Genomic DNA, 17,711 nt, shown 5'->3' on the forward strand with positions numbered 1-17,711 from the left:
TTTTATTTATGTCTCAAATATGCGTCTATTAAAAAACATGCTGCAAATACCACCGATGCATAACCGTTTAAGGTTTGAAAAGCCCGGTTTACTTTACTGATGTCGTTCGGTTTTACCAGTAAATGCTGATAAACCAACATCGAACAGAAAAACACAATACCTACGTAATATACCCAACTAAAGGATGTAAAAAACACCGGCAGTATTACGCAAGTAGCCGAAAGGATATGCAAGAGCACTGAAACATTTAAAGCATTTTTAATGCCAAGTGCGGATGGGATGGAGTGTAATTTTTCCTCACGGTCGAATTCTTCATCCTGTAGCGCATAAATAATATCAAATCCACTCACCCAGAACAATACGGTTAAAGAATATAGTACAGGAACCAATGCAAAATGTCCGGTTACGGCAATGTATGCACCAATAGGGGCAAGGGATAGGCCGAGGCCCAATACCAAATGGCAAAGTGCGGTAAACCTTTTGGTATAACTATAAAATAAAACCACAAATAAAGCTATCGGCGATAGATAGAAACACAGTGGATTAATAAAATAAGTCGTAATGGCAAAAAGTACGCAATTGGCGATTACAAAGATCAAGGCTTCATTTGCCGAAACTTTACCGGCTGGGATATCGCGCATTTGGGTGCGTGGGTTTTTCGCATCGATATTTCTATCGAGGTAACGGTTAAAGGCCATGGCCGAGTTACGGGCAAAAACCATGCAGAGCAAAACCAAAATCAGTTTATACCACGAAAATGGGTTTTCTGTGGTGGTTACGCCCAAAAAGAAACCAATCATGGCGAAAGGCAACGCAAAAACAGAGTGGGCGAATAATACGAGTGAAAAGTATTTTTTCATTTTTTTTAGAACTGATTAATTTCCCGTAGGGGATGATTACACAGATTATTTGATAACACAGATTTTTTAAAGTTAAACTGAAAATTGTACACTGCGAACTGAAAACTGTCTAAAACTTCTTATAATCTGTTGGTACAACAAAATCTTTATTCACCTCATAAATGAAGTTTAAAACCTCATCTTTTCCGGTTCCTTTTTCTGCAGAAGAAATAAAGGTGGCAGGAATCTCTTCAAAAAACTCACCTAGCTTTTTCTTAAACGAGGCTACATTTTTCTGGGTGGTTGTCATGCCCTGTTTATCGGCTTTGGTAAAGATTAACGAAAAAGGAATCTGTTTTTCCCCTAACCAATAGCAAAATTCAATATCAATTCCCTGAGGCTCTAAACGGCTATCTATTAAAACAAAAACACATTGCAGACTTTCTCTTTTGGTAATGTAGGCACGGATAAACTTTTCCCATTTCTCTCTGCTGGTTTTCGAAACCTTTGCGTAACCATAACCCGGTAAATCGACGATATACCACTTCTCATTAATCAGAAAGTGGTTGATCAGCTGGGTTTTACCAGGGCGTTGTGAGGTTTTGGCCAATCCATGTTGATTAACCAACATATTGATCAATGAAGATTTACCCACATTAGAGCGGCCGATAAATGCGTATTCGGGCATTGTTGGTACCGGCAGGGCCGAAATCTGGGTGTTGCTGCAAACAAATGTTGCCGTTTTGATAATCATGGTACAAAGGTAGGGTTTTGAGTCCGAAGTCCGAAGTCGGAAGTCAGAAGTCCAAATTGATCATCTTTTTAAAACTGATTTTTGACAATACACTGAATACTTTGCAGCAAAGACTTTGGACTCCGGACTAAAGACTCCCGACTTTTCTCTATCTTTGCCACATATCATGAATCAGAATATCACCCCATACCAAGTAGACGACGCAACTAAAAAAGAGCAGGTTGCAACCATGTTCAACAACATTTCTGGCACCTACGATTTTTTAAATCATTTCCTTTCTTTGGGGATTGATGTATTGTGGCGTAAAAAAGCGATCAAAGAGCTGGTTTCCATCCATCCAAGAACTTTGCTTGATGTAGCTACGGGCACCGGCGATTTTGCTTTCGAGGCGATTAAAAAACTTCAGCCCGAAAAGGTGATCGGTGTAGATATTTCTGAAGGCATGCTGGAGGTAGCCAAAAAGAAAATCAACGAACGTAGTTTGAACGAAGTTTTTACGGTTCAGGTAGGTGATTCGGAAGGTTTGCACTTTGAGGATAATACTTTTGATGCCATTACCTGTGCCTATGGCGTGCGTAATTTCGAAAACCTTGAAAAGGGATTAACCGATATGTACAGGGTGTTAAAACCCAACGGTAAAATGGTGGTGCTGGAGTTTTCGAAACCTAAAGTTTTTCCGGTTAAACAATTGTACAGTTTTTACTTTAAAAGGGTAACGCCTTTCTTTGGGAAACTATTTTCTAAAGACCATAGGGCTTATACTTATTTGCCCGAATCGGTGGCTGCTTTTCCAGATGGAGAAGATTTCACCAATCTGATGGAAAAAGTTGGCTTTAAAAGTACCAAACAAAGAATTTTAACGTTTGGAATAAGTTCGATATATATAGGAACCAAATGATCATCAGAAAATTAAGCCTCATTCTTTCTCTCTTCGCTATTTCTACCACGGCCTTTGCTCAAAACTGGGGCGGTGGAATTGATGATGAAGACTGGAGTTTTGGTTTTAATTTTCAATACATATCTGCCGAATACAAAATATTAAAAAAGGCCAATTGGCGATCACCCTTTTATGAGGTGCCAAATTCTTTGGGCGTTTCTTACGACCCAAATTCGGGTGTTCCCGTTACTTCAACATTAAATTCTATTTCAAGCGTACCCTCGCAGGGTTTTGGACTGGGCTTTGTAATGAATAGAAATCTGTCCGAAAATTTTGATATCCGTGCAACACCATCTCTTATTTTTAGCGATAGATCTGTAACCTACGAGTATGAGCCAATGGCGCCGATTAATGTAGGTAACGGGCAAACCAAGAACTTTCAATCGGTAGTAGAGCGAAAAGTTCAGGCCACCATGTTCGAATTTCCATTGGGCATAAAAGTAAAATCCGACCGCTTTAAAGACCTTCGGGTATATTGGTTGGGAGGAGCAAAATACTCGATAGACATTGCCTCTAAAAAGAAAACCTTCGATGATGGCGAAACAGCAGTAAACAAACTGTTAAAAAACAAGAGAAATTACCTGTCTTACGAAACGGGCATCGGCTTCGATATTTACTTCGAATATTTTAAAATGTCGCCCGAGATTAAGCTTTCTTATTCGAAAAATGATTTGCTTCAGCATGATGATACGGCCTATGCCAATCCGATAGATAAGTTGAAATTACGTCAATTAACATTCAGTTTAATTTTTCAATAGTCCTGCAAACCAAAAAAACTTACCTTTGCAAGAGCAGGTAAATCGAAAGGATTTTGTCTTACAGATTTATCGCGACTTAAAATTCATAAAGATGTCTAAAATAGCATTAATTACAGGTGCAACTTCTGGTATTGGCGAAGCTTGTGCACATACGTTTGCGCAACAAGGTTATCATTTGGTTTTATTGGCCCGAAGAGAAGACCGTCTGGCTAAAATTGCCCATCATCTGGAAGATAAATATGCCATTACCATTAAACAGGTTTTTGCTGATGTGCGTGATAAAGATAGCCTTACAGCCGCTTTAGAAGTATTACCGGCAGAATGGAAAAAGATCGACGTACTGGTAAACAATGCAGGCTTAAGTCAGGGGTTGGATCCGATTGATAAAGGCGATACAAACGATTGGGACACCATGATTGATACCAACGTAAAAGGTTTGCTTTATGTAACCAAAATTGTTTCCAATTGGATGATCCCACACCAATCAGGTCATATTATTAATATCGGATCTATTGCCGGAAAGGAAGTTTATCCAAATGGAAACGTATATTGTGCAAGTAAATATGCTGTTGATGCTTTAACCAAAGGTATGCGTATTGATCTGCTTACCCATGGTATAAAAGTAACGGCAATTAATCCGGGTATGGTAGAGACCGAGTTTTCGGTGGTGCGTTTTAAAGGTGATGAAGACCGTGCAAAAAAGGTGTACGAAAATTTTGAACCTTTAATTGCCGATGACATTGCTGATGCCATCTGGTATGTGGTAAGCAGGCCAAAACATGTTAACATTAACGATATGCTGATTATGCCAACAGCACAGGCTACAGCTACAATTATAAATAAAACCCCCTAGCCCCCTGAAGGGGGAACATAAGATTGGGAGGGAAATAACAAAATAATTTTTATTTTAAACTAATGAAAGGAAAGCCCCTTTAGGGGTTTGGGGTTAAAAATGATATCAACTACAATAGATCAGGAAATAAAAAAAGCCATGTTGGCTAAAAACAGTGCACAGTTAAGAGGTTTAAGGGCTATAAAAGCCGCCTTACTTTTGGCTAAAACCGAAAAAGGTTCTACTGAAGAAATTACAGAAGAAACTGAGCTTAAAATCCTTCAGAAACTGATTAAACAACGCCGTGAATCTGCTGATATTTACAAACAGCAAAACCGCGAAGACTTATATCAGGTTGAGGAAGAAGAAATTGAAGTAATTAACCAATTTTTACCTAAACAATTGGATAGGGTAGAGGTAGCAGCAATTATCGAAGCCGTAATCAAACAATCTGGCGCTACATCGGTTAAGGATATGGGTAAGGTAATGGGCATGGCAAACAAAGAACTGGCGGGTAAAGCCGATGGTAAATTAATTGCCGAGATTGTTAAGGAAAAACTAGCTTAAATGAGGTAAAAGGTAGGAGGGTAGAAAGGTTGAAGGCAATTTATCGCCAGCCGCTTACCCCTCTACGCATTACAAATAAAGTTTTTATACCGTTTTCGGTTTTATTTCAGAAAAATGGCATAGAAATGCATAAATTTAATTTTACTCTACTAACTTAGTAGCACAATACCATCTAGAATATATATGACTTACCCGATAATAGAAGAAGACGGATTTAAATACATCGAAGCTGGAACAGGCGAGACACTGGTATTGCTGCACGGCCTAATGGGCGAACTAAGCAACTGGGAGCTGGTTATTGAGCAGTTTAAAGATCGCTATCGTGTAATTATTCCGATTTTACCCATTTACGATCTGCCTATTTTAACATTGGGCGTAAAGGCACTTTCGAGATACCTTCATCGCTTTTTGAAATATAAAAATCTGAATCAGGTGGTGCTTGTGGGCAATTCGCTTGGCGGTCACGTAGGTCTGGTATTTACCGTTGCACACCAGGAGTTTGTTAAAGCCCTGGTACTAACCGGTAGTTCTGGTTTATATGAAAATGCTTTTGGTGGTTCTTTCCCGCGTAGAGAGAGTTACGATTATATTAAGGAAAAAGTAGAATTTACTTTTTACGATCCGGCAACGGCAACCAAAGAGCTTGTTGATGACGTTTTTAAAACAGTTAACGACAGATCGAGGGTAATCAGGATCTTAACCATGGCGAAATCGGCCATCCGCCACAACATGGCCAAAGAACTGTCTAAAATTACCATACCTGTTTCGCTGATTTGGGGAAAGAACGATAAAGTTACCCCGCCAGAAGTGGCAGAAGAGTTTCACCAGTTGTTGCCCAACTCTGAACTAAACTGGGTAGATAAATGCGGACATGCGCCTATGATGGAGCATCCCGCAGCATTTAATGCATATTTAGAGAAATTTTTAGATAGAATATTGTTGAAATAATGTTTGCTGCAGAAATCATATCAGATGCAATTCCATCATTGAGGACCGATGACACGGTGCAAAAGGCTTTAGATCGTATGAACGATTTTAAACTAAAGCATTTGCCGGTTGTTAACGAGGTTACCTTGTTGGGTTTGGTTTCTGAAGATGATTTATTAAACATCGCCGGTCACGATACACTTTTAAGTGATGCCGCAGTACACTTGCTTCATGTTTTTATCCTAAGCAATGCACACACTTACGATGTAATCAGGTTAATGAGCCAGCTCAAACTAACTGTTGTTCCGGTTTTAGATCAACAGAAAAACTACCTGGGTTCGATTAGCATCAATAATATGGTAAGCGCTGTAGCTGAACAGTATGCGGTAAACGAGCCGGGTGGAATTATCGTGCTGGAGATCAGTAACCGCGATAATTCACTGGCACATATCGCTCAGATTGTTGAAGCCGATAACGCACAGATCCTTTCTTCTTATGTTAATGCTTTCGAAGATTCTACCCGCTTAGAGGTAACATTAAAAGTAAACAAAACAGAAATTACTTCATTGGTAGCTTCTTTCGAAAGATATGATTATCTGGTGAAAGAAGTATACAATAACACACAGATTGATGATGGGTCGCAGGAGCGTTACGATTCGTTCATGAACTATTTAAATGTATAAACCTACTTTATGAGGATTGCAATTTACGGGAGAGATTTTAATGATACGGTTTTGCCCTACGTTCAAGAGGTTTTTGATCATTTAGCAGAACACCATATTCAGCCTGTTTTATATTCAAAATTTAAAACCTCGCTTCATGGCAAAATAAAACTGCCAGCCAATACCATTATTTTTCATAACCATGCCGAATTAAAAGAACGTGCTGATGTATTGTTGAGCCTGGGTGGTGATGGAACTTTATTAGATACTTTATCGTTAATCCGCAATTCGGGCATACCCGTAATCGGGATCAATTTCGGCCGTTTGGGTTTCCTGGCCAGTATCAATAAAAACGAAATCGGATCAGCCTTGCATGCCTTAATTAATGAGGAATATACTTTAGATAGCCGCTCCCTATTAATTCTGGAATCTGATAACGGCCTGTTTGGTGAAGAAAACTTTGCTTTAAACGATATTACCATCCACCGTCGCGACAATTCGGCCATGATGATTATCCACGCCTCGATGAACGATGAATTTATCAATTCATATTGGGCTGATGGATTGATTATTGCCACCCCAACGGGATCTACCGCTTACTCATTAAGCTGCGGTGGACCGATTATTTATCCGGATTCTGAAAATTTTGTCATTACACCTATTGCACCACATAACTTAAACGTTAGGCCAGTAGTGGTATCAGATAGCAACAAACTTTCTTTTGAAGTAGAAGCAAGGGAATCAAAATTTCTGGTTTCTTGCGATAGCCGCACGGTAACGGTAGAGCGATCGGTAAAAATTAGTATAAAAAAAGCAGATTTCTGTGTAAATCTTATCCGCCTTAACAATGAAACTTACTTAAACACGTTAAGGAATAAATTATTATGGGGCATTGATACCCGTAACTACTAAGTATGACGCCAAACAAACTCTTATTACTCATCTTCTTTTTTATTTCTGGTAGCCAGGTTGTTCATGCACAAGAGGGGACCTGGGAGCTTGGTGTGATGGGTGGTGTTGCGGGTTATATGGGTGATCTCAACCAGAACAATCCTTTGCAGATAAGCGGTTTATCAGGTGGGCTTTACGTAAAGCGCAACTTTAACCAATATCTGGGTGTACGTTTAAATTATACTTACGGACAGATAAAGGCCGACGATTCTTATTCGAGCAATGAGCAGTTTCGGGAAAGGAACCTGCGCTTTAAAACGATGTTGAACGAATTTAGCGGATTGATTGATTTTAATTTTTTCAACTTTAATATTGGTGGTGGCAACCGACGGTTTACACCTTATCTGTTTACTGGGGCGGGCCTGGTTATTTTTAAGCCAACCGTAAAAGTGGATGGCGAACGGTACCGCCTAGATCGATTGGGTACCGAAGGTCAGGAGAATGGGTACAAAAATGCCGTTTTAACCATTCCATATGGAGTTGGATTGAGATATAATTATAAAGATACCTGGAGTGTTTTCTCCGAAATTGGTTACAGAACACCACTTACCGATTATATCGATGATGTAAGTGGCCGCTATCCGGTTAATCCTGTTTTCGTGGGAAATGACCAAAATCAGGTTAATTTATCCGATCCTTCCCGTTATCAAATCGGACAACCGGGCACTCAAAGAGGCGATTTTCGAAAAAGGGACACTTATCTATTTGTTAGTGTTGGCATATCTTTTACCTTTGTATCCTCAAAATGCTATTCCTTTTAAGCTGATTTTGACATAATTAATGGGATTTAAAGAACAAATAGACTATAGCCGCCTGCCAAAGCACATTGCCGTAATCATGGATGGGAATGGAAGATGGGCAAAAGGCCAGGGTAAAGTGCGCGTTTTCGGTCACGAACAAGGTGTACTTTCGGTAAAAGACATTGTGGAAGGTTGTGTAGAAGTGGGTATCGAATACTTAACACTATATGCCTTTTCTACTGAGAATTGGAACAGACCTAAAGAAGAAGTAGACGCTTTGATGCAGATTCTGATTTCTACCATCAACAAAGAAACCGAAACACTTAATAAAAATAATATTAAGCTAAATGCGATTGGCAACATTGCGTCATTACCCCAAGAATGTATTGATGATCTAAAAGAAGCCATGGCTAAAACGGCCCATAACGAAAAATGTACCTTAACCCTTGCGTTAAGTTATAGTGCGAAATGGGAGATTTTAGAGGCCGCCAAAAAAATTGCGTCAGCTGTAAAAGACAATACCATTTCTTTGGATGATATCGATGAAAACCTGTTTTCGTCGAAACTAACAACCGTAAATATACCCGATCCCGAACTGATGATCAGAACAAGTGGCGAACACCGGATCAGCAATTATCTGCTTTGGCAAATGGCTTATACCGAGTTTTATTTTACCGATGTTTTATGGCCGGATTTCAGACGGGAAGATCTTTTTGAGGCTATTGTAGACTATCAAAAACGCGAACGCCGTTTTGGTAAAATTAGTGAACAATTAAACTAATTTTTCTTTTAACACTTTTTAACAAGCGTTTAAACTAACTTAGCACCACTTTTATACGATAAATGAAACCATAATAAGGGAAACAGAATAAAGAAAATTTTGCTTTATAAAACATTGTTACCTTCGTGGCCATTACTGAACAAATTATTTTAATGAAAAGAATATTTCAAGTTTTAATTCTACTAGTTTTAGCCGCTCCGGCCTTCGCTCAAGTACGTCCACAAGGTCAGGCACCGGTAACCCCTTCTTTAAAGGTTGGTGGCTTAGATCTCGATTATTTTAGTCCAAAAGAATATATCATTGGCGGTACCACGGTAACAGGAACCCAATATTTAGATAAAGAAGTATTAATTACCTTATCTAAATTAAGCAAAGGCGACAAAATCGTGCTTCCTGGTGAGGCAACTTCTGATGCAATTAAAACGCTTTGGGCACAGGGATTGTTTGATGATGTTAAACTTAATATCGAAAAGTTTGTTCAGGATTCGGTTTATTTTGAAATTGAAGTTGTAGAACGTCCGCGTTTGAGCTCTATCGATTTAAAAGGTATCCGTAAATCAGAAAAAACAGCCATTCAGGAAAAGCTAAATGATAAAACGGGTAAAATCGTAAATGATAACTTATACAATACCACTTCGGCCATTGTTAAAAAATACTTGTTGGATAAAGGCTTTTTCTTCACACAGATCGATTACAAAACACGTAAAGATCCAAACGCAGAAAACAGTGTAGTATTAGAAGCAAATATCAATAAAGGTCACCGCGTTAAAGTACAACACATCGATTTTACCGGAAACAAAGATTTTAAAGCGGCAAAACTCAGAAAATACCTGAAAAGCCCTAAGCAGTTTGCATGGTGGCGTTTTTGGGGTTCTGGAAAATTCGCGAAAGAAAAATACGAAGAGAACAAGGTAAAAATGATTGCTAAAATGCATGAAAAAGGTTACCGTGATGCTGAATTGTTAAAGGACACCATTTATCAGTACAACAAGAAAAAGGTAAACATCAGGATGGATCTTTACGAAGGGAAAAAATATTATTTCGGTAATATTAGCTGGGCAGGTAATGCCATTTATCCCGATAGTATTTTACAGAAAGTATTAACCATCGAAAAAGGTGATGTTTTTAGTGAGGAAAGATTAAACAAAAAATTAAATGGCGGTGGCGAAAATGGTGGCGACATTAACAGTATGTATACCGATAATGGATACTTAACTTTTAACATCGATCCTGTACAGACCAAAATTTACGGCGATACTGTTGATGTGGAATTACGCATGTACGAAGGACCGCAGTACACCAACAACCGCATTACCTTAAAAGGAAATACCATCACCAACGATAAAGTGGTGTTGCGTGAGATCCGTACCAAACCGGGACAGAAATTTAACAAAAGTGATTTAATCCGTACCATCCGTGAAATTGGTCAGTTGGGTAATTTCGACGAATCTAAAACGGTTCCTACACCTCGTCCTAATCCGGCAGATGGTACTGTAGATATCGAGTATGCAGTAGAAGAAAAACCTTCAGATCAGATTGAGTTATCAGGTGGTTTTGGTGGTGGCCGTATCATTGGTACATTAGGTTTAACTTTCAATAACTTCTCGTTACGTAACCTGTTCAACCTAAAAGCTTACAAACCATTACCAAAAGGAGATGGCCAGAAATTAAGCTTACGTGGACAAACCAACGGTAAATATTACCAATCATATAGTTTCTCATTCTCTCAACCTTGGTTTGGTGGCGAGAAACCGGTAAGTTTTGGGGTGAGTGCATTTACATCATTACAGTCTAATGGATTGAGTAATGGGGATGCGTTATTTCAAAAAATCCGTTTAAATGGGGTAACCGTAAGTTTAGGTAGAAGATTAAACTGGCCAGATAACTATTTTCAGTTAACCCACTCAGTGAGTATGCAACAGTACATTTTAAATAATTATGATGGATATTTATTTAGAAATGGTACTTCTTATAATTTAAGCTTATCGCAGGAGATTAGCCGCGATTCGAGAGATTCGCCAATCTTCCCTAAATCAGGCTCGTTCTTACGTTTCACAATTCAGGCAACGCCACCATATTCATTGTTTAATAAAACAAACTATGCTACTGCATCTGATAGAGAGAAATACCGCTTTACTGAGTACCATAAATGGAAATTCGATTCACAATGGTACCAACGTGTTGCCGGTAACTTAGTTATTAAAGCACAAGCACAATTTGGTTTCTTAGGTCAGTATAGCAAAGCAGTTGGCCAATCAGCATTCGAGCGTTTCAAATTGGGTGGTGATGGTATGCAGGGATTCGATTTCTTACAGGGGTCTGAATTAATTGCAATGCGTGGTTATGCAAACAATACTGTTATTCCAAATGGTTCTGATCCAGCAATTGCACAACAATCAGGAAGCCCAATTTATACAAAATACGTATTAGAGGCGCGTTATCCGGTTATTGCGAGTCAGCAAGCTACAGCCTTCGTTTTGGCCTTTGCTGAGGCTGGTAATACCTGGAACAGGTTTGGCGACTTTAATCCTTTTAACGTGAGAAGATCAGTTGGGGTAGGTGCACGTATCTTCTTGCCAATATTTGGTTTGTTGGGTATCGATTACGGTCATGCATTTGATAGGATCCCTGGAGTAGCAGATGGCGGAAAGCAAAACTTTACTTTTAGTATCGCACAACAATTAGGTGGATTTTAAAAAAAAAAATAACTTTTAAAAAAGGTGTTCTTTGGAACACCTTTTTTTTTGCCCAATTTTTTTGATATCAGCCACTTCACTGCTGTGGGTATGTTTTTTAAAATTTTGTGAAAGCATTTTAATCAGTTAAAATAACTTAGGCAGATTGGTTTTGTAAAACTAAACATTAAATGAAGTATAATTTATATTCGTTGTGTTACAGTTAATTAATATATTTTTTATTGTATTACTATTTTTTTAGTTGTATTTTTAATATTACATGGCTATGTTTGCTTCATATATAAAATAATCTATGAAAACAAAAAACGTAGCGCTAACCTTCCTGTTAGCAAGCTTTTCTTTAGCGACACTAAATTCATGCAAAAAGAATGCAGGTGAAGTTTCTGTCGATGAAAATGAAACTGTCTCAGTAAAAAATGGAATGTTGAATTTTAAATCTCAACAAGAATTTGATCAAACGATTTCTAAATTTCACAAACTACCGCTAAAGGAGGTAGATGGAATTATCAGCCACTATGGTATCAAAAGTTTGGCATTAGATACCGCAGAAGGTAAACAACCAAAAGTGTATGTCGCAGATCCTGTATTTGCACGATTATTGAATAGTGATGCATCCGTAATCATCGGAGGTAAAATTTTTCTTTTAAATGGTAATAATGAATACTTAATTAATAATGAAGATTTTAATTTATATAGTGATATCTTAAAAAATGCTAGTTATTTTGAAAATAATGAAAAAGTTAAATCACACGACGTTAGTGCGAATTACAAAATGATTGAAATTCCAGTTAAAGCTGGTTTAGGCAGAAATGCTGTAAATGCGAAGTCAGGCGGCAAGGTATCTGTTATTAATCCTGATGGAGAAGTAACTACTTCCGGCGAAACAACATTTGTTAATGGATCATTTCAGGGAATTAGGTACCATCGTTCACAAGAGTTTGAGTCGACAGGAAGACCAGAAAGAGCTCATTGTGAAATAACAGGCCAGGTTAATTTTGTAAATACTTCATATAACGTGATCATGAGAGGAGAAGTGTTTAGAAAAGGAGGTGCATTTGGAGGTAAATCATGGAGAGACTCTCAATTGGCATGGGGCAGAATTGATGGTATAACCAATGGAGGAGCCCCTTCTGGACCAGCAACTGATACAAATTTTTATATTGCTTTTAATTTAGAGCATACACAAGATTTAACGATTAATTGGAATTATAAAGTAGGCTATAATGACCCTACTCAATCTTTTGTACATTCGATAGTTATAAATTAATAATTAAATTTTTGTTAAAAAAAGTTAAAAGCCCAAGTTTACTTGGGCTTTTGCTATTTGATAGTATCTTTGTGAAAATTAAGTTTAGTACAATAAAATATTAAAAGCGGAGTTTAAAGAAAGCTTAGGTTATTAAAGTATCATTAACACACACACAAATGAAGAAGTATCTTTTTATCGCATTCCTACTTTGCACTTCTTTCGGTGCCTTCGCACAGAAGTTTGCTTATGTAGACACGGAATATATTTTGAAACATTTGCCAGAATATAAATCCGCACTCAGTCAGTTGGATGTTGCCTCAAAACAATGGCAGCAACAGGTTGATCAGAACTTTTCTGAAATCGACAGGATGTACAAGGCTTATCAGGCAGATCAGGTTTTATTAACTGATGATATGCGCAAACGCCGTGAAAACGAAATCATTGAAAAAGAAAAACAGGCCAAAGAATTTCAGCGTTCGAAGTTTGGCCCTGATGGCGATCTTTTCCAGAGCAGGAGCAAACTAATTAAACCCATTCAGGATAAAGTGGCCGAAGCAATTAAACAAATTGCAAAATCTAAGTACTTAGATTTTATTTTCGACAAGAGCAGTGAAGCTACCATGATGATTTATGCAAGCAGCAGTTACGATGTTAGTAATGATGTAATTGTAAAATTAGGTTACAAGCCAGGGACTGTAAATAATTAGTATATTCGCCCCTGATTTTTAGAAAAAACAATTAGAAAAAATAAAAAAAGTAAAATAGAACGATGAGAAAGTTAATTAACGTATTCTTTGTAACAGCAGGTTTATTGTTTACAGCGAATATGGCAAGTGCACAACAAAAATTGGGTCACATTAATTCTGAAGAGGTATTTGCAAATTTACCAGAGGCTAAAGCAGCTCAAGGAACTTTAGAGACCTTAGGTAAACAAAAACAAGCTGATATTGATGCAATGATCAAAGAATATCAGGGAAAATTGGCAGCAGCTCAGGCTAAAGAAAAAACTTTGAGCGAAGCCAACAAAGAAACTGTAGGTAAAGAATTACAAGTTGCTGGTCAGGAATTACAGGATTTAGAAAAACGTATCACTGATGCCCGTACTAAAGCTTCACAAGATATAGGTACTAAACAAGGCGAATTGTTCCAACCTATCCAGGCTAAAGTTGCCACTGCAATTTCTGCTGTAGCTAAAGAAAAAGGCCTGGCTTACGTTTTCGATATCGCAAACGGACAAGGTGGTAACAATTTAGTTTTCTGGGAGGGTGGTGATGATATTACTGCTTCGGTAAAAACTAAATTAGGGATTTCTGCAACTGCTGCAAAACCAGCTGCACCTAAGAAATAGTCTTTCAGTCTTGAGTCCTTAGTCTCAAGTCAGGTAACACAATATTGCGGAATTAAGTTTAACTTAGTTCCGCTTTTTTGTTTAAGCAATTCGTCATGCTGTACCGAAGTTTCGGGATCAGCATCTTTAATGTCTGGCATTTTTGTTAGGAAGATCCTGAAACAAGTTCAGGAAGACGACCGTTATAACGATTCAACTTTGCAATATTTATCAATAATTTTCCAACACCATGCAGTCATCACCCATAGGTATTTTCGATTCAGGTTACGGTGGTTTAACGGTATTCCGTTCTATTGCCGATAAACTGCCCGGTTACAATTATATCTATCTGGGCGATAATGCCCGTTCGCCTTATGGCGATCATTCGTTTGATACCATTTATAAATATACTTTAGAATGCGTTGAATGGCTTTTTGCAAAGGGATGCCGTTTGGTTATCCTTGCCTGTAACACCGCCTCAGCAAAAGCGCTTAGAACGATCCAGCAAAGAGATCTTCCGGCAAAGTATCCCGATAGGAGGGTGTTAGGGGTAATCAGGCCCACTGCAGAGGTTATAGATGCCTATACCAGTACGAAACAGGTTGGCGTAATGGGAACCAGGGGTACGGTTAATTCTCAGTCTTATCTTTTAGAAATCAATAAGTTTTTTCCTGAGATCAAAGTTTACCAGCAAAGCTGTCCGATGTGGGTACCCTTGATCGAAAACAACGAACACTTACAATCAGGTGCAGATTTTTTTATAAATGAGTACTGTGATCAGTTATTGAGCCAATCAAAAGAAATCGATTGTGTGTTATTGGCCTGCACACATTATCCCTTATTGATGCCTAAACTTAAAAAGGTATTTCCTGATCATATCAACGTTTTAACGCAGGGCGAGATCGTTGCCGAGAGTTTGGTCGATTATTTAACAAGACATCCGGAGATCGAAGAAAAACTGGCCAAACAAGGAGAAAGGCATTTCTATACCAGTGGCGATCCCCTGGCTTTTGATGCACACGCCTCTATATTTTTTGGAGAAGCCGTGGAATCGGGTAAAATGGAATGATGGTTAATCGGTTAACTGTTTAAATTGGTTAATCGTGTATGGTGGTGAATTGCTTGATGACTAAATTGTTGAAATTATTACCTGAAAACTGCCAATTGCCGACTGTAAATTGAAATCGGTTAACTGGTTAACTGTTGATCAGGAGGGATTGTTGAACTGTCAACTGAAAGCGGTTAATTGTTTAACTCTTGGTTAAGGTGGATTGCTAACTGACAACTGCAAATTGCCAACCGCCAACTGTATTTCAAACGAGTGTGTAAACTTTACACTAACTCTGCCAGTCGTTTAGGTATATCTGGATTAATTAGAAGGGCTGATTGGAGTTTGGGGATAACTGGCCGCAGTATCAGCATATCTGTCAGTTTAAACTCATCATAATAAAAGAAAGCATTTTTGTTTAGGTTGTAATGGTTTAAAAGGATAACTTTGCGGCTTCAAACCCACACAATGAGTGATCAGATAAAACACGAATGCGGAATCGCTTTTATTCGCCTGTTAAAACCACTTTCTTACTACCAGCAAAAGTACGGTACAGCACTTTACGGCCTTAACAAATTATACCTTTTAATGGAAAAACAGCATAACCGGGGCCAGGATGGCGCAGGTATCGCTACCATTAAGCTGGATATGAAACCGGGCAGTAGGTACATCAGCCGATACCGGAGCATGGCATCTAATGCGGTAGCTGATATCTTCGAATATGTGCAGAACAAATTTGTCGATATCCAAGAAAACACTCCTGAATTAATGCAGGATACAGAATGGCTCAAAAACAACGTAAGCTTTATCGGCGAGGTGTTAATGGGCCATTTGCGTTATGGTACGCATGGTAAAAACAGTATCGAAAATTGCCACCCTTTTTTAAGGCAAAACAACTGGATGACGCGTAACCTGGTAATTGCAGGTAACTTCAACATGACCAATGTTGATGAGTTATTAGAGCAATTGTACGAGTTAGGTCAACATCCAAAAGAAAAAGCAGATACCGTTACGGTATTGGAAAAAATCGGTCACTTTTTAGATGATGAAAACCAGGAGCTTTTCGATCAGTACAAAAAAGAAGGGCACGACAATGTGGCGATTACGCACAAAATATCTGATAACTTAGATATTGCGAACATCCTTCGCCGCTCGGCCAAAACCTGGGATGGAGGTTACTCGATCTGTGGTATGGTGGGTAATGGCGATTCGTTCATTATGCGCGATCCGGCAGGTATCCGTCCGGCGTATTATTATTATGATGATGAGATCGTTGTAGCGGCTTCCGAAAGACCAGCTTTACAAACAGCATTTAATATCCAGTTTAAAGATGTTAAAGAGATCGATCCAGGTCATGCTTTAATCATCAAGAAAAACGGCGAGGTGAGCATGGAGCAGTTCCGCGAGCCTACCGAAAGATTATCATGTTCTTTCGAACGCATCTATTTCTCTAAGGGAAGTGATGTGGAGATTTACCGCGAACGTAAACAGTTAGGCCGTTTATTGAGCGATAAAATCCTTCAGGCCGTTAATTACGATTTGAAAAATACGGTATTCTCCTTTATCCCGAATACCGCAGAAGTAGCCTTCTTTGGAATGGTTGATGGTGTACAGCAATATGTGCGCAGGCACCAGAAGGATATCCTTTTACATAAAAAAGAAACCTTAACCGATGAGCAGCTCGAGGCGCTGTTATCGCTGGCACCAAGGGTTGAAAAACTGGCGGTTAAGGATGTAAAACTGAGAACATTCATTACTCAGGATGCCGACCGTAGCGAAATGGTGGCCCACGTTTACGATACTACTTATGGTATTATCAACAACCACCAGGATACTTTAGTGGCATTAGACGATTCAATCGTTCGTGGTACCACGCTTAAGCAGAGTATCATTAAAATTGTAGACCGTTTACATCCGAAGAAAATTATTATTGTTTCTTCTGCACCTCAGATCCGTTACCCTGATTGTTATGGTATCGACATGAGCCGGATGGGCCAGTTTGTAGCTTTCGATGCAGCTATCCAGTTGCTTACCGAACGCGGCATGTGGCAGGTAATTGAAGATGTTTACACCAAATGTAAAGCTTCGTTGCTTTTACCAAAAGAGGAAATTGTAAACCACGTTAAAGATATTTATAAACCTTTTACACCTGAAGAAATTTCGGCCAAAATTGCACAGATTATTACCCCTAAAGGTACTGTTGCAGAGGTGGAAGTGATTTACCAGAGTTTGGAGAACTTGCACGAGGCTTGTCCGAAAAACAAGGGCGATTGGTATTTCTCAGGAAATTACCCAACCCCTGGAGGTAATAAAGTGGTAAATAAAGCTTTCGTTAACTGGAAAGAAGGAAATAACCAAAGGGCGTATTAAACCCCTAAATCCCCTGAAGGGGACTTGAATAACAAATAGCCCATATCGATATGGGCTATTTTTTTTTGCCTATTTTTTGCTGCCATTACACAAAGGCACAAATTGGTTAGTTTCATATTAAGAAAACAGCCCTTCGACTACGCTACCATTGACAGGCTCCAGTAAAGCGGTCGTCATCCGATAGCTATCGGATGCGAGGTACGAAGCCTGCCTGCTGCAGGCAGGCAATCCTAAAGCGCATGCTAGTAGCGATCGTTGTAAGATTGCTTCGTA

17 protein-coding genes are annotated in these 17,711 nt (G+C 38.7%); 15 read left to right on the forward strand and 2 right to left on the reverse strand.

Translation table 11 applies throughout. The annotated features are described in order from the left end of the window. Positions 1-2: 2 nt before the first annotated feature. Positions 3-860: a UbiA-like polyprenyltransferase gene (locus tag R2S57_RS24550; RefSeq protein WP_316847561.1), complete on the reverse strand. Its 858-nt coding sequence runs from the start codon at positions 858-860 to the stop codon at positions 3-5. A gap of 109 nt (positions 861-969) precedes the next feature. Further along, the gene (yihA, locus tag R2S57_RS24555; protein WP_316847562.1) at positions 970-1,593 is read right to left on the reverse strand and encodes a ribosome biogenesis GTP-binding protein YihA/YsxC; all 624 of its coding nucleotides are present in this window, start codon (positions 1,591-1,593) and stop codon (positions 970-972) included. A 166-nt stretch (positions 1,594-1,759) separates the two neighbouring features. On the opposite strand from yihA, the gene ubiE reads away from it, so the two are divergent. The 15 genes from ubiE (at position 1,760) to R2S57_RS24630 (ending at position 17,438) form a co-directional block, all read left to right on the forward strand. After that, on the forward strand, positions 1,760-2,491 hold the full coding sequence (gene ubiE / locus R2S57_RS24560) for a bifunctional demethylmenaquinone methyltransferase/2-methoxy-6-polyprenyl-1,4-benzoquinol methylase UbiE (protein WP_316847563.1): 732 nt from the start codon (positions 1,760-1,762) through the stop codon (positions 2,489-2,491). Further along, the gene (locus R2S57_RS24565) at positions 2,488-3,288 is read left to right on the forward strand and encodes an outer membrane beta-barrel protein (RefSeq protein ID WP_316847564.1); all 801 of its coding nucleotides are present in this window, start codon (positions 2,488-2,490) and stop codon (positions 3,286-3,288) included. Before ubiE ends, R2S57_RS24565 begins: the two co-directional genes overlap by 4 nt. 91 nt (positions 3,289-3,379) lie before the next feature. After that, the gene (locus R2S57_RS24570) at positions 3,380-4,141 is read left to right on the forward strand and encodes an SDR family NAD(P)-dependent oxidoreductase (RefSeq protein WP_316847565.1); all 762 of its coding nucleotides are present in this window, start codon (positions 3,380-3,382) and stop codon (positions 4,139-4,141) included. A 99-nt stretch (positions 4,142-4,240) separates the two neighbouring features. Next, on the forward strand, positions 4,241-4,687 hold the full coding sequence (locus R2S57_RS24575) for a GatB/YqeY domain-containing protein (protein WP_316847566.1): 447 nt from the start codon (positions 4,241-4,243) through the stop codon (positions 4,685-4,687). A 183-nt stretch (positions 4,688-4,870) separates the two neighbouring features. Then, positions 4,871-5,635: an alpha/beta hydrolase gene (locus tag R2S57_RS24580; RefSeq protein ID WP_316847567.1), complete on the forward strand. Its 765-nt coding sequence runs from the start codon at positions 4,871-4,873 to the stop codon at positions 5,633-5,635. Further along, positions 5,635-6,297 carry a CBS domain-containing protein gene (locus R2S57_RS24585; protein WP_316847568.1) on the forward strand — a complete coding sequence of 221 codons (663 nt, stop codon included), beginning with the start codon at positions 5,635-5,637 and terminating at the stop codon, positions 6,295-6,297. The genes R2S57_RS24580 and R2S57_RS24585 overlap by 1 nt, the downstream gene beginning before the upstream one ends. A 9-nt stretch (positions 6,298-6,306) precedes the next feature. Continuing rightward, positions 6,307-7,188 carry an NAD kinase gene (locus R2S57_RS24590; protein WP_316847569.1) on the forward strand — a complete coding sequence of 294 codons (882 nt, stop codon included), beginning with the start codon at positions 6,307-6,309 and terminating at the stop codon, positions 7,186-7,188. Between the two features lie 2 nt (positions 7,189-7,190). Further along, positions 7,191-7,988 (forward strand): DUF6089 family protein, encoded by a 798-nt coding sequence (locus tag R2S57_RS24595; protein ID WP_316847570.1) that lies wholly within the window; start codon positions 7,191-7,193, stop codon positions 7,986-7,988. Positions 7,989-8,007: 19 nt separating this feature from the next. Continuing rightward, positions 8,008-8,748, forward strand: a complete 741-nt coding sequence (locus R2S57_RS24600) for an isoprenyl transferase (protein ID WP_316847571.1) — start codon at positions 8,008-8,010, stop codon at positions 8,746-8,748. A gap of 152 nt (positions 8,749-8,900) precedes the next feature. Beyond that, positions 8,901-11,444, forward strand: a complete 2,544-nt coding sequence (bamA, locus tag R2S57_RS24605) for an outer membrane protein assembly factor BamA (protein ID WP_316847572.1) — start codon at positions 8,901-8,903, stop codon at positions 11,442-11,444. Between the two features lie 292 nt (positions 11,445-11,736). Next, a complete protein-coding gene (locus R2S57_RS24610; RefSeq protein WP_316847573.1) occupies positions 11,737-12,711 on the forward strand; it encodes a hypothetical protein in 975 nt (324 codons plus the stop codon). Positions 12,712-12,869: 158 nt separating this feature from the next. Next, positions 12,870-13,400 (forward strand): OmpH family outer membrane protein, encoded by a 531-nt coding sequence (locus R2S57_RS24615; protein WP_316847574.1) that lies wholly within the window; start codon positions 12,870-12,872, stop codon positions 13,398-13,400. 62 nt (positions 13,401-13,462) lie between these two features. After that, positions 13,463-14,041: an OmpH family outer membrane protein gene (locus R2S57_RS24620; protein WP_316847575.1), complete on the forward strand. Its 579-nt coding sequence runs from the start codon at positions 13,463-13,465 to the stop codon at positions 14,039-14,041. 229 nt (positions 14,042-14,270) lie between these two features. Beyond that, a complete protein-coding gene (murI, locus tag R2S57_RS24625) occupies positions 14,271-15,089 on the forward strand; it encodes a glutamate racemase (RefSeq protein ID WP_316847576.1) in 819 nt (272 codons plus the stop codon). A 447-nt stretch (positions 15,090-15,536) separates the two neighbouring features. Next, on the forward strand, positions 15,537-17,438 hold the full coding sequence (locus R2S57_RS24630; RefSeq protein WP_316847577.1) for an amidophosphoribosyltransferase: 1,902 nt from the start codon (positions 15,537-15,539) through the stop codon (positions 17,436-17,438). Positions 17,439-17,711: the final 273 nt, after the last annotated feature.

This window comes from Pedobacter psychrodurus, assembly GCF_032678585.1.
In the GTDB taxonomy this organism is placed as follows: domain Bacteria; phylum Bacteroidota; class Bacteroidia; order Sphingobacteriales; family Sphingobacteriaceae; genus Pedobacter; species Pedobacter psychrodurus_A.